The 15,848-nt window shown below is 75.1% G+C and carries 11 protein-coding genes; all 11 read right to left on the bottom strand.

The annotated features are described in order from the left end of the window. Window positions 1-39 precede the first annotated feature (39 nt). The 11 genes from ACFYUS_RS27960 to ACFYUS_RS27910 all read right to left on the bottom strand — a co-directional run bounded on the left by ACFYUS_RS27960 (window position 40) and on the right by ACFYUS_RS27910 (window position 15,695). Window positions 40-948 (bottom strand): PaaX family transcriptional regulator C-terminal domain-containing protein, encoded by a 909-nt coding sequence (locus tag ACFYUS_RS27960; RefSeq protein WP_388857764.1) that lies wholly within the window; start codon window positions 946-948, stop codon window positions 40-42. Then, the gene (locus ACFYUS_RS27955; protein ID WP_388857761.1) at window positions 945-1,601 is read right to left on the bottom strand and encodes a GNAT family N-acetyltransferase; all 657 of its coding nucleotides are present in this window, start codon (window positions 1,599-1,601) and stop codon (window positions 945-947) included. Before ACFYUS_RS27955 ends, ACFYUS_RS27960 begins: the two co-directional genes overlap by 4 nt. A gap of 75 nt (window positions 1,602-1,676) precedes the next feature. After that, entirely contained in the window at window positions 1,677-2,420 is a 744-nt protein-coding gene (locus ACFYUS_RS27950; protein WP_388857758.1) for a 4'-phosphopantetheinyl transferase family protein, read from the bottom strand. A gap of 7 nt (window positions 2,421-2,427) precedes the next feature. Then, window positions 2,428-3,720 (bottom strand): MFS transporter, encoded by a 1,293-nt coding sequence (locus tag ACFYUS_RS27945; protein WP_388857755.1) that lies wholly within the window; start codon window positions 3,718-3,720, stop codon window positions 2,428-2,430. A gap of 62 nt (window positions 3,721-3,782) precedes the next feature. Next, window positions 3,783-4,136 carry a hypothetical protein gene (locus ACFYUS_RS27940; RefSeq protein WP_388857752.1) on the bottom strand — a complete coding sequence of 118 codons (354 nt, stop codon included), beginning with the start codon at window positions 4,134-4,136 and terminating at the stop codon, window positions 3,783-3,785. After that, window positions 4,133-5,413 carry a glutamate synthase-related protein gene (locus tag ACFYUS_RS27935; protein WP_388857749.1) on the bottom strand — a complete coding sequence of 427 codons (1,281 nt, stop codon included), beginning with the start codon at window positions 5,411-5,413 and terminating at the stop codon, window positions 4,133-4,135. The genes ACFYUS_RS27940 and ACFYUS_RS27935 overlap by 4 nt, the downstream gene beginning before the upstream one ends. Further along, the gene (locus ACFYUS_RS27930) at window positions 5,410-6,414 is read right to left on the bottom strand and encodes an asparagine synthetase A (RefSeq protein ID WP_388857745.1); all 1,005 of its coding nucleotides are present in this window, start codon (window positions 6,412-6,414) and stop codon (window positions 5,410-5,412) included. The genes ACFYUS_RS27935 and ACFYUS_RS27930 overlap by 4 nt, the downstream gene beginning before the upstream one ends. A 54-nt stretch (window positions 6,415-6,468) precedes the next feature. Next, window positions 6,469-7,782 (bottom strand): methylaspartate mutase, encoded by a 1,314-nt coding sequence (locus ACFYUS_RS27925; protein ID WP_388857742.1) that lies wholly within the window; start codon window positions 7,780-7,782, stop codon window positions 6,469-6,471. After that, window positions 7,779-8,189 carry a cobalamin B12-binding domain-containing protein gene (locus tag ACFYUS_RS27920; RefSeq protein WP_388857739.1) on the bottom strand — a complete coding sequence of 137 codons (411 nt, stop codon included), beginning with the start codon at window positions 8,187-8,189 and terminating at the stop codon, window positions 7,779-7,781. The genes ACFYUS_RS27925 and ACFYUS_RS27920 overlap by 4 nt, the downstream gene beginning before the upstream one ends. 142 nt (window positions 8,190-8,331) lie before the next feature. Next, on the bottom strand, window positions 8,332-8,547 hold the full coding sequence (locus tag ACFYUS_RS27915; protein WP_388857736.1) for an MbtH family protein: 216 nt from the start codon (window positions 8,545-8,547) through the stop codon (window positions 8,332-8,334). Continuing rightward, window positions 8,544-15,695 carry an amino acid adenylation domain-containing protein gene (locus ACFYUS_RS27910; RefSeq protein ID WP_388857733.1) on the bottom strand — a complete coding sequence of 2,384 codons (7,152 nt, stop codon included), beginning with the start codon at window positions 15,693-15,695 and terminating at the stop codon, window positions 8,544-8,546. The genes ACFYUS_RS27915 and ACFYUS_RS27910 overlap by 4 nt, the downstream gene beginning before the upstream one ends. Window positions 15,696-15,848 lie beyond the last annotated feature (153 nt).

Here is a 15,848-nt window from a genome sequence, read left to right as displayed (position 1 = left end):
GCCCAACGGCCCGGCTCGCGAGGGCGTTTCCTTGTCCTTTCACCGTCCGTCTCGCCGCCCGTCCCGCTGTCCGTCGGGAGAGTGGACGGGGTCGTCGTAGAGGCGGAAGAGACGGAGACCGGCGGCGGAGGGGGTACGGAGAGCGGTCCAGCATTCCCGGGTGAGCCGGCGGGCGCGGCTGCCGGGCCAGGGCCGGGGCAGCAGCTCCGGGGGCAGGAGCGGATCGGGGGTCATGGCGCGGCTGAACTCGGCGGCGAGTTCCACGGCCGAGGTGAGCTTCTCGGCCCCGGACAGGTCCGCGCCACGGGCCAGTCGGCCGGCGACGGTCTCCGCGAAGGCGGCGAGCCGTTCGTGACGGGCGGCGATCTCGTCCAGGGGCCAGATGGCCGCGGCCAGCCGGAGGGGGTCGGACACCTCTCCGACGCGCAGGTCCGTACTGGTGAGGAAGGTGACGGTGTCGAGCACGCCGAGGTGGCGGGCCTGCCCCTCGACCAGGTCGGCGATGGGGTTGGCGGAGACGTACAGGCCTCCCTGGACGGGTGCGGCACCCAGGTGCAGGAGGGTTTCGCGCAGGGCGTCGCGGGCGGTGCGGCGTGCTTCCGGGACGGCGAAGGCGAACAGGTGCCAGGTGCCGTCCCAGGGCGCGAGTCCGAGGTCCTGCCGGTGGGCGTGGCGGACGTGGTCGGCGTCGGGGGCGAGGCCGCCGGTCGCGGGATCGGCGACGGCCCGCAGGACGGCCCTGCGTCCCCGGCCGTCCTGGACGAACCGGCCTTCGGCGACCAGCCGTTTGAGGCACAGCCGGACCTGCTGATCGGTCATGCCGAGGAGTCCGGCGACGGCGTAGAGCTCACCGGCGTCGACGGTCCCGTCCTCGCGGACCAGGGCGTGCACCAGCAGCCGGGTGGAAACCTCCGGGCGGCGCGCGCGGTCCGGCTCCGCGTGGTTCATCGGGGGCTTCCCCCGCCCAGGTCGCCGGGGGTGACGGGACGGTGCATGGTGGCGACGGCGCCGAATCCCATCGGTTTCCTCAGGAACGGGGTCCGCCGCGTGCGGACGGTGCGGAATCCGTGGCGTTCGTACAGGACCTTGGCACGCGGGTTCGTGTCGATGACGTCCAGCCGGATCCGGGAGCAGTCGTTCTCGGCGGCCACGGCGGCGATCTCCCGCAGCAGCAGGCCGCCGATGCCGGTGCCCCGTTGCGTCGCGTCGACGCAGATGCCGTCCATCACGAGCTCGCCCCCGGCGGGGTTCCGGGTGAACAGGGCGAGGAGGGCGAGACGGGGCAGCCCGCGCAGGGGCCCGTACGCGGACAGTACGTCGCGCGCCGAGCCACCGAACAGGGCGCGGCCCCCGAGGTCGTAGCCGGCGACGCCGACGACACGGCCCGCGCCGTCGAGCGCGGTGACCCCGCGGTCGTGGTGCAGATGGGAGGCGAGGAACGCCCGGCCCGTCCCGGGCGGGCCGAGCGCGCCGCCGATCTTGCGGCCGAAGGCCTCCCAGTACAGCGCGGCCGCCTGCTCCTCGGCCCCTTCGGGGACACCCCGGAGCAGGCGGAGGGCGCCACCCCCGTCCCGGGCCGTCGACTCGTGCGATCGGTTCACGATCCTCCCCCTCCCTTGTCGACGACCACCATACGCTCACTTCGAGAACGATCGTTTTATGTTCGATAGTTTTCCTCAGTGGCGGAGCGCGACGGCGGCGTGATGGCCGTCGGGGACGGTGACATCGGCCAGGAACCATCCGGGCGGCGCCGAGGGCAGCGGGCCGGCGCCCACGTACTCGGCGGACGGATCGGCGCCCAGGCCTATGCCGAGCCCCTTCAGGTAGGCCTCCTTCCTCGTCCATGCCCGGGCGAACGCGGCGGGGCGGAGGGCCGGGGCGAGGGCGGCGAGTTCCGCCGCCTCGGCCGGGTGGAGGACCTCCGACGCCTCCGTGACCGTGTGGGGCGCCGGCACCCGCTCGATGTCCACGCCGACGGGGGTGGACGCGACGGCGATCAGGCTCAGGCCCTCGCAGTGCGAGAGCGAGAAGTGCAGGCGCCCGTCGGGCAGTACGGGGCGTCCGTGCGGCTCGCCGCAGCAGGGGCACGGCGCCCGCGCCACCGACACGGTGCGGGGCGCGACGCCCAGGTGGGCGCCGAGCAGGCGGCGCAGTCCGACGTGCGCGCACAGGTAGGTGGCGCGGTCGCCCGAGCGGCGGAACTCCTCGGCACGGGCCAGTTCCTCGGTGGCCAGGACGAGGGGCGCGTACCGGGTGACGGTGTCCTGGTGGGCCTCGGTGGCCACCAGCCACAGCTGCGGCCGGACGGGGCGCAGTCCGGGCAGCCGGGGCAGGGCCGTCGTCAGGGGCGGGAGCGTCGAAGGGACCAGGGGGCCGGCCGGAGGAGCCGCCGGCGGTGGCGGGGAAACCAGCGGGATCATGTCTGCCTCACACGGAAGTTGCGGTGGGCTCCGGTGCGGTACGGGGACGGGCCTCGGCGCGCGGCGCGGCGGCGGCCGCCCCACCGCGCAGGGCGACGGCCGCGGCGACCGGGGAGAGGAGGGCGAGGCCCGCGCACAGCAGCCAGGTCCCGGTCACCCCGAGGTAGAGCGAGACGGGGCTGAACACGGCCAGGGACAGCGGTGCCGCGCCGATGCCGGAGAGCGCGAAGGTGGACATCGCGGCCCCCATCCGCCCCTCGGGGACGGCCTGCTGATAGGCGGTGACCAGGGCCGGCCCGTTCAGTCCGGAGAGCAGGCCGACGGCGCCGGCGGTGCCGGCCAGGACGACGGCCGAGGGGACGAGCGCCATGGCGGCCATGCCGGCGGCGAGGCCGACGCCGGTCACCACGAGCTTCGTGTGCGCCGGGATGCGGTGGGCGAGCGCCGCGCCCAGGGCGGCGGACGCCAGCGCTCCGGCGCCGAAGACGGAGAGCACCATGGCGACGGCGCCGACGCCCCAGCCCTGGTCGGCGGCCCGCAGGGGCAGGGCGACCTCGGCCGGCCACAGGAACGCCAGGTCCATGCAGAAGCAGGCGACGAACATCCACCGCAGTCGCGGGTGCGCGGCGAGGAGCCGGAAGCCGTCGCCGGAGCGGCGCAGCAAGGAGGGTCCCTGCGGGGCCCGTTCGGGCCGGGCCATGCCGTGGGTGACGTGGGTGGCGCAGGCCAGCCAGACCACGCAGCCGGCGGCCGCGGCCGTCATGGCCACGGGCAGGCCTCCGACGACGACCAGCCAGGCGCCGAGGGGGGACCCGGCGATGGGGGCGAGGCGCAGCACCATGGAGAACAGGGAGTTGGCGCGGCCGAGCTGGTCCTGGGGCGCGAGGCGGGGCAGCAGGACCCCGGAGGCGGGGCCGGTGAGGCCGAGCAGGACGCCGTCGACGAGGGCGACGGCGATCAGCGGCCACAGGGTCTCGGTGGTGGCGGTCACGGCGACGCCGGCGGCGAGGACGAGGACGCGGACGCTCGTCGCGCGGAGCAGGACGGCGCGGGGGCCGAGCGCGTCGGCGAGCGCTCCGCCGAAGAGGAGGAGCAGGGCGCGGGGCAGGGTGGCGGAGAGCGTGACGTACGTGACGGCTTCGCGGCCGCCGAGCTGGACCGCCGTCCAGCTCATGGCGATCAGGAGGGCGAAGCTGCCCGCCTGCACGGCGGCCTGGCCGATGACGAGACTGCTGACGCGGCGCCAGTCGACGGCGGGCTGTGCGCCTGCCGGTGCGCTGGTCGTGGGGGTCGTTCCCATGGGGTCGGCTTTCTGTGGTCGAGGGAGGACGGGGAGCCGTGGATCGCGGGGCGTGGTCGTGGTCAGAGGGGTGGACGGACGTGGACCCGGATGCCGGCGGCGTCGCCCCTGAGGGTGGCGGCGACGGCCAGGGCCACGGCGCGGTCGGCGGCCCGGCGCACGGCGCGTCGCCGGCGCGTGCCGAAGGCGCTGGGCCGGGTGGCGGCCTGGGCGGGGGGCCGGGGCGTGCGCAGTTCGACGCGGCCGCCGAGGTAGCCGCGGCCCGCCTCGGCGAGGGCCCGCTGCGCGGTGTGCCGGGCCGTGGTGACGAGGCCGTTCCCGTCGTGGGAGACCGTGACGGTGATGCCCGGGGCCTCCCGGACGGAGAAGCAGGCGTGGACGGCTCGGTCACGGCCGCGCCGCCGGTACGCGGTCACGGTGTCGCCCCCACCGGGTCGGTGGCGGCCGGAAGAGGCGCGTGGCCGTCGGGCCACCACAGGTCCTCGGGGTCCAGGGCGCCGACGGAGTACTTGCCCAACGCGCTGATCAGAAGCCGCAGTTCGAGGGCGATGCTGTCGGCGAGGCGCTCCAGACCGTGCTCGGGGTCCTCGTCGACGGCCACGAGCGCGGCGCGGCCCAGGCCGACGGCCGTGGCGCCGAGGGCGAGGGCGCGGACGGCGCGGCCGCCTTCCCACATGCCGCCGGCGGCGAGGAGGCAGCCGTCGGGGCGGCCGATGCGGCGCAGGCAGGCGGCGAGCGGCAGGCCGACGTGGTCGAGGAAGACGCCCGGGGCCCAGCCGGTGCCGCCTTCGGCGCCGTCGACGGTGACGGCGTCCGCTCCGGCGGACCAGGCGGTACGGGCGGCGTGGGCGATGTCGCGGCCGGGGTGGAACTTCACCCAGGTGCGGGCCTTGGGGAAGTTGTTCCGCATGAAGCGCAGCTGCTGGCGGAGGATCTCGTCGGTGAAGGTTCCGGGGGTGGCGCAGCGCAGCTGGCGCGCGCCGTCCGGGTCGAGGACCTTGCGGACGGTGAAGCGGCGGGCGAGCTGCTCGGCCTCGGCCCGGTCGACGACCGTCATGCCGCCGAGGCCGGGTTTCGCGCCCTGCCCGGTCTTCAGCTCGAAGGCGAGCCGGCCGGTCTCCAGGAGGGGGCGGAAGGCGGGGTCGCTGTAGAGGAGGTTCCAGACCTCGGAGTCGGCGTCCTCGGTGGACTGCTGGACGACGATGCCGCCGGCTCCGTCGGGTGCGGCGTCGAGGTAGGCCTCGACGCGGGCGAGGAGCGCGGAGCGGGTGGCGTCACCGGCGCGGCGGTAGCCGTGCACGGGGATCATGTTCTCCCCGATGACCATGGGGATGCCGAGGCGGGCGGCCTGCCGGCTCGCGTGGACGGCGAGGTCGCCGCTGCCGGCGCGGGTGGAGCCGAAGGCGGACAGGTAGAGGGGCAGCCGGGCGGTGAAGCCGCCGACGCGGGTGCCGAGGTCGACGTCGGTGAACTCCGGCTCGCGGGCGAGGTCGATGAGCTTCTCCAGGCGCTGGGGCATGAAGACGGGCGGGACGATGCGCGCCCGGTCGAGCTCGTCGGCGGCGGTCGCCGTACCCGGTCCGTACAGCTGTGTGCCGTACGTGGCGGGGTCGGGGAAGACCTCGGCGGTGCCGTTGCGGGCGCGGGCGCGGATCGCCCGCTCCGGGAAGCCGGGGGCGCTGAGGGCGGTCACGGGGCCACCACCCCGGGGAGCTTGGGGTAGGCGCTGACCTGCCAGAGGGCGTCGAGGCCGGTGAGGAAGCGGACGAGGCGCTGGAGGCCCATGCCGAATCCGGCGCTGGCCGGCATGCCGTCGCGGGCCTCCTGGAGGTACCAGGCGTACTTGGCGGGGTTCTCGCCGCTCTCCCGCATGCGGGTGACGATGGTGGCGTAGTCGGCCTCGCGCTCGCTCCCGGAGACGAGCTCGCCGTATCCGTGCGGGGCGATCAGGTCGAAGTTGCGCAGGACGCCGGGGCGTTCGGGGTCCTCCCGGTCGTAGAAGCCGCGGGAGCCCTTGGGGTAGTCGTTGACGAAGAAGGGGCGGTCGCTCTCCAGGGAGAGGATGCGCTCGCCGGCCCAGTCGATCTCGCCGTCGGGGTTCTGCGGATGCCCGGCGTCGAGGAGCCGGGCCACGGCGTCGTCGTGGGTGCGGACGTCGTACTTGCCGGCGCGGACGTCAGCGAAGTCGCCCTCGACACGGCCGAGTTCGGTCAGGATCTCGGGGACGGCGGTCCACACGTGCTCGGTGACGTGCGTCAGCAGGCCGGCGGCGATCTCCTGGGCGTCCTCGCGGGTGCCGTCGGCGATCTCCACGTCGATCTGGTGGAACTCGACGAGGTGCCGGCCGGTGCCGGCGGTCTCCTCGGGCTCGACGCGCACGTTGGGGGCGATGTAGAAGAGCCGGGGGAAGCCGCGCAGGGAGGCCTGCTTGTAGAGGATGGCGCTGGTCATCAGCTTGTACGGGTGGCCGTAGTAGTCGACGTCGAGGGCCTTGGCGCCGCGGCCGCCGGGGTCGGTGACGGGTCCGACGAGCGGGGGCAGCAGCTCGGTGAAGCCCTCGCCGCGCAGGAACGCGCGGGCGGCGTGGAGGGCCTCCTGCTGGACGAGCATGGCGGCGCGCAACTGCGGCGAGCGGAGGTGTTCGCCGAGCGGGGGCGGGCCGGCCGGGGTGCCGGTGAGGTCGGGACGGTCCATGGCGGGACTCCTGTTCGGGGCGGTCGGGGGTGCTCTGCTGACGGGCGGGGCGGTTCAGACGGTGACCGGGGTGGCCGGCGGCCGGTCGTGACCGTCGCCGCTGTCGTGGTGCCGGGGGCTGTCGTAGCGGTCGGCGACGTGGCGGAGGGCGGCGAGCAGGCCGGCCGAGGTGAGGGGTGCGGCGTCCGCCGCCGTGTCCGGGCGGATCGGCATGGCGCCGGTCCGGGCCCAGCGGAGGCGGCCCTCGGCGTCGACGCGGCCGAGGGAACGGCCGGCGTTGTCGGGGTGGAGGCAGAAGGGCACGTCGAGCAGCCCTCGTTCGAAGGCGGCCGGCAGGGCCCGGGACAGGTCGGGGTGGAGGCCGAGGACGGTCTCGATGAGGGTGCGGGCCTCCTCGTACACCTCGCCGTCCTCCTCGGCGGTACGGTCCGGGGCCGGGGGTCCGGCGAGCGCGGCGGCCGCGGCGGCGGTCTCCAGGGCGCGGACGTTCTCCTCGACGGTCGGGATGCGATGGGCCTCCGCCGTGGTCTTGACGATGAGGCGGCCTGCGCCGGAGCGCACGGCGAGCCGGGCGGAGGCCTCCAGGAGGCGGGTGGCGCCCCGTTCGGTGCGCGGGTAGACGCCCATGTAGGTGTAGAGGACGACGTGGTGGTCGACGCCGTCGGGCAGGAACTCGGCGGCGAGCCGGCGCAGGGCGCGCAGGGCCTCCTCGTCCTGGGCCGGGTCGGTCTGCTGGGCGTAGCTGAGCGAGACGCTGCGCAGCCCGTACTGGACGAAGAAGAGGCATTCCAGGACGCTCACGGCCACCAGGAGCCCGGGCGGGCAGAGCTGGCCGAGGAGGCAGCCACCGAAGCTCTCCAGGTGCGGTACGGCTCCGGGGCGCGTCCCGGCGGCGAGGACTTCGCAGGCGCGGGCCCAGGCGGTGACGGACTCCCGCAGCGGGGTGCGGCCGTAGGGCAGGCAGTAGGAGACGGGGCCGCCCTCGGTGGCGTCGAGGCCGGCCGCGGTGAGCGCCCGGACGATGGCCAAGGGGCGGGCGGAGCCGTGCCGGACCTGTACGGGGAAGTCGGCGTCGAACAGCCCGTCGAGGACGGCCCGGGTGGTGGCCCGGGAGTGCGCGGCGATCGGGTAGCCGTTGAGGCGGCTTCCCTCGGCCACGGCGGCGCGGGCGGCGTCGAGGTCGCCGACACGGGTGTAGCTGTCGACGGTCAGCGTGCCCGCGGTGTGGGCGGTGGCGGCCCGGGTCCGGGCGAGCCCGTCCCGCATGCGGCCGGGGTCGCCGAAGCCCATGCGGGGCTGGACGACGAGCCGGCCGGCGGCCGTGGACGCCGCGACGAAACCGCCGAAGTCGGAGGCCCGGGCGGTCAAGCCGGCACCTCCCTGCGGGTGCGCGCGGCGAGGAACTCGCGCAGCGCGTCCAGGTCCTCGCCGAGGACGGCGTCGCAGCCGGCCTCGGTCAGCCGTGCCACGTCCGCCTCCTGGCGGTGTCCGGCGACGCCGAGCTTGCCCCCGAGCACCACGGGGAGGCCGGCCAGGGCGGGTTCCGCGCGCAGCCGGCGGACGGCCGCGAGTCCGTCGCGGTAGCCGTGCCCGTTGACACTGCTGAGCACCACCGCGTCGGGCGCGTGCCGCAGACAGCCGGCGACCAGCAGCTCGGCGGGGGCGCAGGGCCCGAGCCCGACGACCTCGTGGCCCTGTTCCTCAAGGAGGAGACGGAGGTACACGAGATTCCAGGTATGGGAATCCGATGCGGTTCCGCTCAGAAGTATCTTCATGTGTCGAGGATAGATTTCTGGGGATTCCGGAAGGGGAAGTGTGACCGGCAGCAAGGACCGGCACTTTCGCTCCGCAATTACCGCACAGAAAAAGCGCCGTGCCCCGCATCGGCTGCGGGGCACGGCGCTTCGGTCGGGTGTGTCAGGCGTACTGGGCGACGAGGCTGCGCGGGCGGATGTCGGTCCAGTTGGCGGTGATGTACTCCAGGGCTTCGTCGCGGTCGCCGGCGCCCCAGACACTGGTCCAGCCCGCCGGGATGTCCGCGAAGGCGGGCCACAGGGAGTGCTGGCCCTCGTCGTTCACGACGACGTGGAAGGTGCCCTCGGCGTTGTCGAACGGGTTGACGGACTCGCTCATGACTGGCTCCTCGTTTCTTCCTTCTGAAGCGCGGAGAGTTTCTCCGCGACAATTCTTCCGATTGTTTCGAGAGGTTCCGGTTCGGTCATCTGAAGGTGGCCGCATTCGACCGTGTGATTGTCGATGACGCCTTCGGTGAAGGGAATCCAGGTGGCGGCGAGAGCGCCTTCGCGCTCCCCCGGCCGGCGGGCGGTGAAGAACAGCGTGTCGGTGTCGGCGACGCCCGGCACGTGCCGGGCCATGAGGGCGGCGTGGGTCTCGGAGGCGTGGAGCACGGCGTGGAGTTCCGCGTCGGAGAATCCGGCGAGGACGGGGTCCTCGCGGCGGATGTCCTCGATCGCCTCGGCGAGTTCCCGCGCTTTCTCGGCCCTCGCCTCGGGCGGGAGGACGGAGACGCTTCCGGGCCCGGTCTGGTGGACGTCCATCAGCGCGAGCAGTTCGACCCGCTCGCCGGCCTCGCGGAGCCGTACCGCCATGGTGTGGGCGACGAGACCGCCGTACGACCAGCCGAGCAGCCGGTAGGGGCCCCAGGGCTGGATCCGCCGGATCTGCTCCAGGTAGTCGTCGGCCATCGCCTCGACGCTGCGCGGCCGGTGGCCGGGTTCGCTCAGCGCGCGGGCCTGGAGCGCGTACAGCGGCTGGTCGTCGCCCAGGTGGCGGGCGAGGCCCGCGTAGGCCCAGCCGACACCGGTGCCGGGGTGGACGCAGAACAGCGGGCGACGGGTGCCGCGGGTGCTCAGCGGGAGCAGGACGCCCAGGGCGGCGGCCGTGCCGTCGTCGCTCTCGTCGTCCGGCGAGCCGAGCAGCCCGGCGGGGGTGGGCAGGCGGAACAGGTCGCGGACGGTGCGCTCGATGCCGAGGACGCCGCGGACGCGGTTGACCAGGCGGACGCCGAGCAGCGAATGGCCGCCCAGGGCGAAGAAGTTGTCGTCGATGCCGACCCGGGGCACGTCGAGGATCTCCGCGAACAGCGCGCACAGCACCTCCTCGCGGGCGTTGCGGGGCTGCCGACCGCCCTCGGCGGCGGTGGGGCGGTGCGGTGCGGGGAGCGCCGCGCGGTCGGGTTTGCCGTTGACGGTGAGCGGCAGGGCGTCGAGGACGACGACGGCGGAGGGCACGAGGTGCTCGGGGAGCGTGGCGCGCGCCCCGGCGAGCAGTTCGGCCTCGGTGACCGCCGTCTGCGCGCGGGGGACGACGTAGCCGACGAGGCTCTTCTCCCCGGGCCGGTCCTCGCGGACCACGACGAGCGCCTGGCCGACCGAGGGGTGCGCGGCGAGGGCGCGCTCGACCTCGCCGGGTTCGATCCGTACGCCGCGCAGCTTGATCTGGCCGTCCGCCCGTCCCAGGAACCGGAGTTCGCCGGCGGGGGTCCACAGCACGCGGTCGCCCGTGCGGTACATGCGGCTGCCGTCGCCCTCGAAGGGGTCGGGGACGAACCGCTCGGCGGTCAGTCCGGCCCGGCCGACGTAGCCGCGGGCCACGTGCGAGCCGGCGATGTACAGCTCTCCGGGGACGCCGGGCGGGACGGGGCGCAGGTGGTCGTCGAGGACGTGGCTGCGGGTGTTGTCCATGGGCCGGCCGAGGTGGAGTCCGGCGCCGCGCAGGGCGCGTTCGCCGGTGCCGAACCACTGGTTGTGGGAGGCGAAGGTGGTCTCGGTGGGGCCGTACGAGTGGACCAGGACGGTGTCCGGGCAGTGGCTGAGGACGCGTTGGACGGCGGCCGGGGCGGCGACGTCGCCGCCGGTCCACACCTCGCGCAGCGACCGCAGGGTGTCCAGGCCCTCTTCGGCCATGACGTGGAAGAGACCGACGGTGAAGTAGGCGGTGGTGACGCCGTGTTCGCGGACGGCGCGGGCGGTCTCCGCCAGGTCCGTGCCGTCGCCGTGCATGAGGACGAGGCTCCCGCCGTTGAGGAGCGGCACCCAGATCTCGAAGACGGAGGCGTCGAACCCGGTCGCCGAGTGGACCAGCATCCGGCGCGGTCCCCCGGTGCGGAGGTCGCGGTCTCCGGCGAGCTCCACGACGTTGCGGTGGGTGACGCCGACGCCCTTCGGCCGGCCCGTCGACCCGGAGGTGAACATCACGTACATCAGGTCGTCCCCGGTGGCGGGAACGTCCTCGGCGAGCGGCTCCCCGGCCTCGGGCGCGTCCACGAGCAGCAGCGTCGGGGCGGCCACCGCGGTGGCGTGCTCCGCGTCGGTCGCCACCACGCGCACCCCGGCGTCCTCCAGCATCAGCCGGATCCTCGCCTCGGGGAGCCGTGGGTCCAGCGGCAGATAGGCGGCGCCGCGCTTGAGGACCGCGAGGGCCGTCACCACCAGGGGCACGCCGCGTTCGAGGAGGACGCCGACGGTGTCGCCGCGGCGCACGCCGGCGGCCCCCAGGCGGGCGGCCAGCGCGTCGGCGCGGGCGTCGAGCGCTCCGTATCCGACGGTCTCCTCGTCGGTGATCAGCGCGGACGCGTCGGGGGTCAGCGCGGCCCGGCGGGCGATCAGCGCGTGGATCGTCTCCGGGGCGCCGGGGACCACGGTGGCGGTGTCGTTGTACTCACTGACCAGCCGGAACCGGTCGGCGGCGGTGAACAGGTCGACGTCCCCGATCCGTACGCCGGGGTCGGCCGCCGCCGCCCGCAGGGTCTGCTCCAGGTGCGCGGCGAGCAGCGCGGCGGTGGGCGCGTCGAACAGGTCCGTGGCGTACTCCAGGCCGCCGGCCAGTCCGGCGGGCCGGCCTTCCCCGTCCCGCCGCTCGTCCAGGGCGAAGGTCAGGTCGAACTTGGTGGAGACGGTGTCGAGGAGGGGTTCTCCCGCCGCGTGGAAGAGGCTCTTCGCGGCGGCGGCTCCGGGCGCGTCGCCCGTGTAGTCGTGGTGGAGCTGGACGACGACCTGGGCCAGCGGGTGGTGGGCGGTGGTGCGTACGGGGTTGAGGTGCTCGACGACCCGGTCGAAGGGGAGCTCCTGGTGCCCGTACGCGGCGAGGTCGGCGCGCCGGACCCGGTCGAGGAGTTCGGTGAAGGCGGGGTCGCCGGAGGTGTCGGTGCGCAGCACCAGGGTGTTGACGAAGAAGCCGACCAGGTCGCCGAGCGTCTCGTCGTCGCGTCCCGCGGTCATGGTGGCGAGCGGCAGGTCGGTGCCCGCGCCGTGCCGGGTGAGGACGGCGGCCAGGGCCGCCTGGAGGACCATGAACAGGGTGGCGCCACTGCGCCGGGCCAGGGTGTCGAGGGCCCGGTGGGTGGCGGCGTCGACGGTGACGGGGGCGCGTCCGCCGCGGTGGGTGGCCTCGGCGGGGCGGGGGCGGGCGGAGGGCAGTTCGAGCACGGCGGGGGCGCCCGCGAGGTTCCGCTCCCAGAACTCCAGGTGGGCTTCGGCGGCCGGGCCGTCGATCAGGTCGTTCTGCCAGAGGGTGTAGTCGGCGTACTGGACGGGCAGCGGCTCCCAGCCGGGGGCCCGGCCCTCGGCGCGGGCCCGGTAGGCGGTGCCGAGGTCGGCGAGGAGGGGGCCGGTGGACCAGCCGTCGGCGGCGATGTGGTGGACGAGCAGGACGAGGACCTGTCCGCCGCCGTCGTCGGGGGTGACGAGGGCGGCCCGCAGGGGTGTCTCCTCGGCCAGGTCGAAGACGTGTCCGGCGGCTTCGGCGACGGCGGCCCGGAGCCGCTCGGCGGGCACGGACCGCAGGTCGAGCGGGGGCCGGACGGCGGACAGGATCTCCTGGTGGGGCTCGCCGTCGACGGTCCGGTAGCGGGTGCGGAGCACCTCGTGCCGGTCGGAGAGGTCGGTGAGGGCCTCGGCGAGCGCGCCGGCGTCGAGGGGGTCCACCGGGCGCAGGACGAGGGGGATGTTGTAGGAGGCGCTGGGGCCTTCGAGGGTGTCGATGAACCACAGCCGGCGCTGGGCGTACGAGAGGGGGACGCGTGCGGGCCGGTCCGCGCGGGGGACGGGGCGGGGGCGGCCCGGCTCCGGGGTCTCCCGGGTGGTGGCCTGCGCGGCGATGCGGCGGGCGAGGGCGTCGGGGGTGGGCGCGAGGAGCAGGTCGCGGACCTGGACGTCGGCGCCGAGGCGGGCGCGGATCCGGTTGGCGAGGCGCACCCCGCTCATGGAGTGGCCGCCGATGGTGAAGAAGCCCTCGTGGGGGCCGACCTGGTCGAGGCCGAGGACCTCGGCGAACAGTTCCCGCAGGGTGTCGGTGTGCTCGGCCGGCGGCTCCGTGCCGGAAGGCGCGGTCGCCTCGGCGGCGCGGGCGGCGGTCCGGGCGCGTCGCTCGTCCAGGGCGTGCCGGGTCGCGGGGTCGACGAGGCCGGTGTCCGGGACCGGGGCCCCGGGCCGCTCGGCGGCGGCGCGCAGGGCGCGCTCCAGGGCGGTGAGCAGGATACGGGCGGTGTCCTCGTCGAGTACGTCGCGCGCGTACTCCAGGCCGATGCGGAGTCCGGCGGGTGCGTCGGCGGCGTCCCGGAGCTCCTCGAAGGCGGCGGTGAGGTCGAACTTGGTGGTGGCCGGTCCTTCGCCGGCGAAGCGGCCCTCGATGGCGCCGAGGTGGAAGGGGCCGCCGTCGGGGCCCGTGGTCCGCAGGGTCAGCATCACCTGGAAGAGCGGGTGGACGCCGGGCGTGCGGGGCGGGTTGAGGTGCTCCACGAGGAGGTCGAAGGGGAGCCGCTGGTGGGCGAAGGCGGCGAGGTCGGTGTCCCGGACCCGGTGCAGCAGGTCGGTGAAGGTGGGGTCCCCGGAGGTGTCCGTGGGCAGCACCAGCGTGTTGACGAAGAAGCCGACGAGCTCGTCGAGGGCCTCGTCGTCGCGTCCGGCGACGGGGGTGCCGAGGACGGTGCGCTCACCGGCACCGGCCGCGCGCAGGGCGAGCGCGAGCGCGGCCTGCACCACCATGAGCAGGCTGGCGTCGTGTTCCTCGGCGAGACGGGCGAGCCGTGCGTGGACGGCCGGTTCGACGGCGGCCGTCACCAGGCCGCCGTCGTGGGCGCGGACGGCGGGCCGGGGCCGGTCGAGCGGCAGATCGGTCGCGTCCGGCAGTCCCTCCAGGGCGGCGCTCCAGTGGGCGAGGCCCCCGGCCGCGACGGAGTCGGGGTCGTCGGCGTCGCCGAGGAGGTCGTTCTGCCAGAGGGTGTAGTCGGCGTACTGGACGGGCAGCGGCTCCCGTTCGGGCGCGCGGCCCTCGGCGCGGGCGGCGTAGGCGTGGGCGAGGTCGGTCATCAGCGGTTCGAGGGACCAGCCGTCGCCGGCGACGTGGTGGAGCAGCACGGCCAGGGTGGCGGCGGGGCCGTCGGCGGCGCCGGATCCGTCGGACGCACCGGACGCGCCGGCTCCGGCCTCCGGAAGGAACAGGGCGACGCGCAGCGGGAGTTCGCGGGACAGGTCGAAGGTCTCGGCGGTGAACCGGGCGACCCGCTCGGCGCGCTCCTCCGCCGGGCACTCGACGGTGCGCAGCCGTACGGCGCCGGGGGCGAGGACGTGCTGGTACGGCTCGTCCTCGGGGGCGAGGAACACGGTGCGCAGCACCTCGTGCCGTTCGGCGACGTCGGCCACCGCGGCGGCGAGCGCGGCCCGGTCGGGGACCGTCTCCAGGTCGAGGACGATCGGCATGTTGTAGGCCGCGGACGGTCCGTCGAGCTGGCCGACCAGCCACAGCCGGCGCTGGGCGTGGGAGAGCGGGATCCGGTCCTCGGCGGGCAGGGGTTCCTCGTCGACGACGGGCAGACGGGGGTCGGCCGTGCGCAGCGCCTTGCGGTTGATCTTGCCGGAGCTGGTGCGGGGCAGGGCGACGACGATCGAGACGGCGGGCACGGCGGCGGCGGGCATGCGCGCGCGTACCCAGTCGCGCAGCTCCTCCGCGCCCGTGCCGCCCTCGGTGACCACGAAGGCGACGAGGCGCTTGACGCCGTCGCCGTCCTGCTGGGCGACGACGGCGGCCTCCCGGACCTTCGGGTGGCCGGCGAGGACGGAGTCGACGGCGGCGGGGTCGATGCGCTGGCCGCCGATCTTCACCTCGTCGTCGAGACGGCCGTGGTAGAGGATCTGCCGGTCCTCGCCGATGGTGACGAGATCGCCGGTGCGGTAGGCGCGTTCGCCGTCGAGCTCGGTGAAGCGGCGGGCGTTCAGCTCGGGCCGGTGGAGGTAGCCGCGGGTCAGGCCGCCGCCGAGCAGCCACAGTTCGCCGTCGACGACGGCGGCGCGGACGCCGGGCAGCGGCCGGCCGATGGGGATGGGTCCGGCCTCGTGGCGGCTGAGGTCCGCCATGGTGGCGACGACGGTGGTCTCCGTGGGGCCGTAGCCGTTGAGGAGGCGGATCCGGTCGCCGACGAGGCCGCGCCACTGGGCGACGCGCTCGGGCAGGGCGGCCTCGCCGTAGATCATCACGGTGCGCAGACCGTCGGGGAGGCGGACGGAGCCGGTGGTGAGGACATAGACGAGCTCGTGCCAGTAGGCGGCGGGCAGGTCGAGGTAGGTGACGCCGTGCCGGGCACAGCCCGCGAGGAGTTCGGACACGTCGAGCATGTCGTCCGTGCGCAGGACGAGGGTGCCGCCGGCGCCGAGGGTCGTGAAGATCTCCTGGATGCTGGCGTCGAAGTGCAGCGGGCTGAACTGGAGGACCGCGTCCTCGGGCCCGATGCCGTACGCCGGGGTCGCCCCCGCGATGAAGTGGGCCAGGGAGTCGTGGGCGACGACCACGCCGTTGGGGGTGCCGGTGGAGCCGGAGGTGTAGATGACGTACGCGGCGCCCTCTTCGGCCCCGGGTCCTTCGAGGACGAGTTCGCCGTGGCGGGCGACCTCTGCGGGAGTGGGCGCCGACGCGCCGCAGGCGTCCTTGAGGATGGCCTCGTTGCGGGCGTCGGGGGCCTGGATGTCGAGGGGCAGGTACGCCGCGCCGGTGCTGAGGACCGCGAGCAGGCCGACGATCGCGTCGACGCCGCGCGGCCGGTGGAGCGCGACGAGCCTGCCGGGGCCCGCGCCCCGCTCGGCCAGTTCCCGGGCCCGGTCCCGTACGGCGGCGGCGAGCTCGCCGTAGGTCAGGCGGGCGTCCGCGTGGACCAGGGCGGGGGCGTCGGGGCGGGTACGCGTCTGATGGGCGATCAGGTCGAGCACGGGCGGCGCGGGGGCGGGAGAGGGTCCGCCGTCGAGCAGGTCTTCCGTTCTGCTGGGGGGCATGCTGAGTTCCTCCGGTAAAGGGCCGAGAGACCGGGGCGAACGGTTCCTCTCGCCTCCGTGCCTCCACGCTAGGCGCGCGGCCCCTGCTCCCGGGGCAGTCGCTCCGGCAGCTCGGCCCGCCCCGGCAGCTCGGATCGGCAGAAGCCGCGCCCC

This window comes from Streptomyces sp. NPDC004284, from assembly GCF_042874035.1.
In the GTDB taxonomy this organism is placed as follows: domain Bacteria; phylum Actinomycetota; class Actinomycetes; order Streptomycetales; family Streptomycetaceae; genus Streptomyces.
This window is presented reverse-complemented; position numbering and strand designations above follow the sequence as displayed.

Bases quoted from the DNA above. Each gene is read 5' to 3' on its own strand.
- ACFYUS_RS27915 (WP_388857736.1), bottom strand. From the start codon at position 8,547: ATGAGCGAGTCCGTCAACCCGTTCGACAACGCCGAGGGCACCTTCCAC.
- ACFYUS_RS27910 (WP_388857733.1), bottom strand. From the start codon at position 15,695: ATGCCCCCCAGCAGAACGGAAGACCTGCTCGACGGCGGACCCTCTCCC.
- ACFYUS_RS27945 (WP_388857755.1), bottom strand. From the start codon at position 3,720: ATGGGAACGACCCCCACGACCAGCGCACCGGCAGGCGCACAGCCCGCC.
- ACFYUS_RS27960 (WP_388857764.1), bottom strand. From the start codon at position 948: ATGAACCACGCGGAGCCGGACCGCGCGCGCCGCCCGGAGGTTTCCACC.
- ACFYUS_RS27950 (WP_388857758.1), bottom strand. From the start codon at position 2,420: ATGATCCCGCTGGTTTCCCCGCCACCGCCGGCGGCTCCTCCGGCCGGC.
- ACFYUS_RS27920 (WP_388857739.1), bottom strand. From the start codon at position 8,189: ATGAAGATACTTCTGAGCGGAACCGCATCGGATTCCCATACCTGGAAT.
- ACFYUS_RS27930 (WP_388857745.1), bottom strand. From the start codon at position 6,414: ATGGACCGTCCCGACCTCACCGGCACCCCGGCCGGCCCGCCCCCGCTC.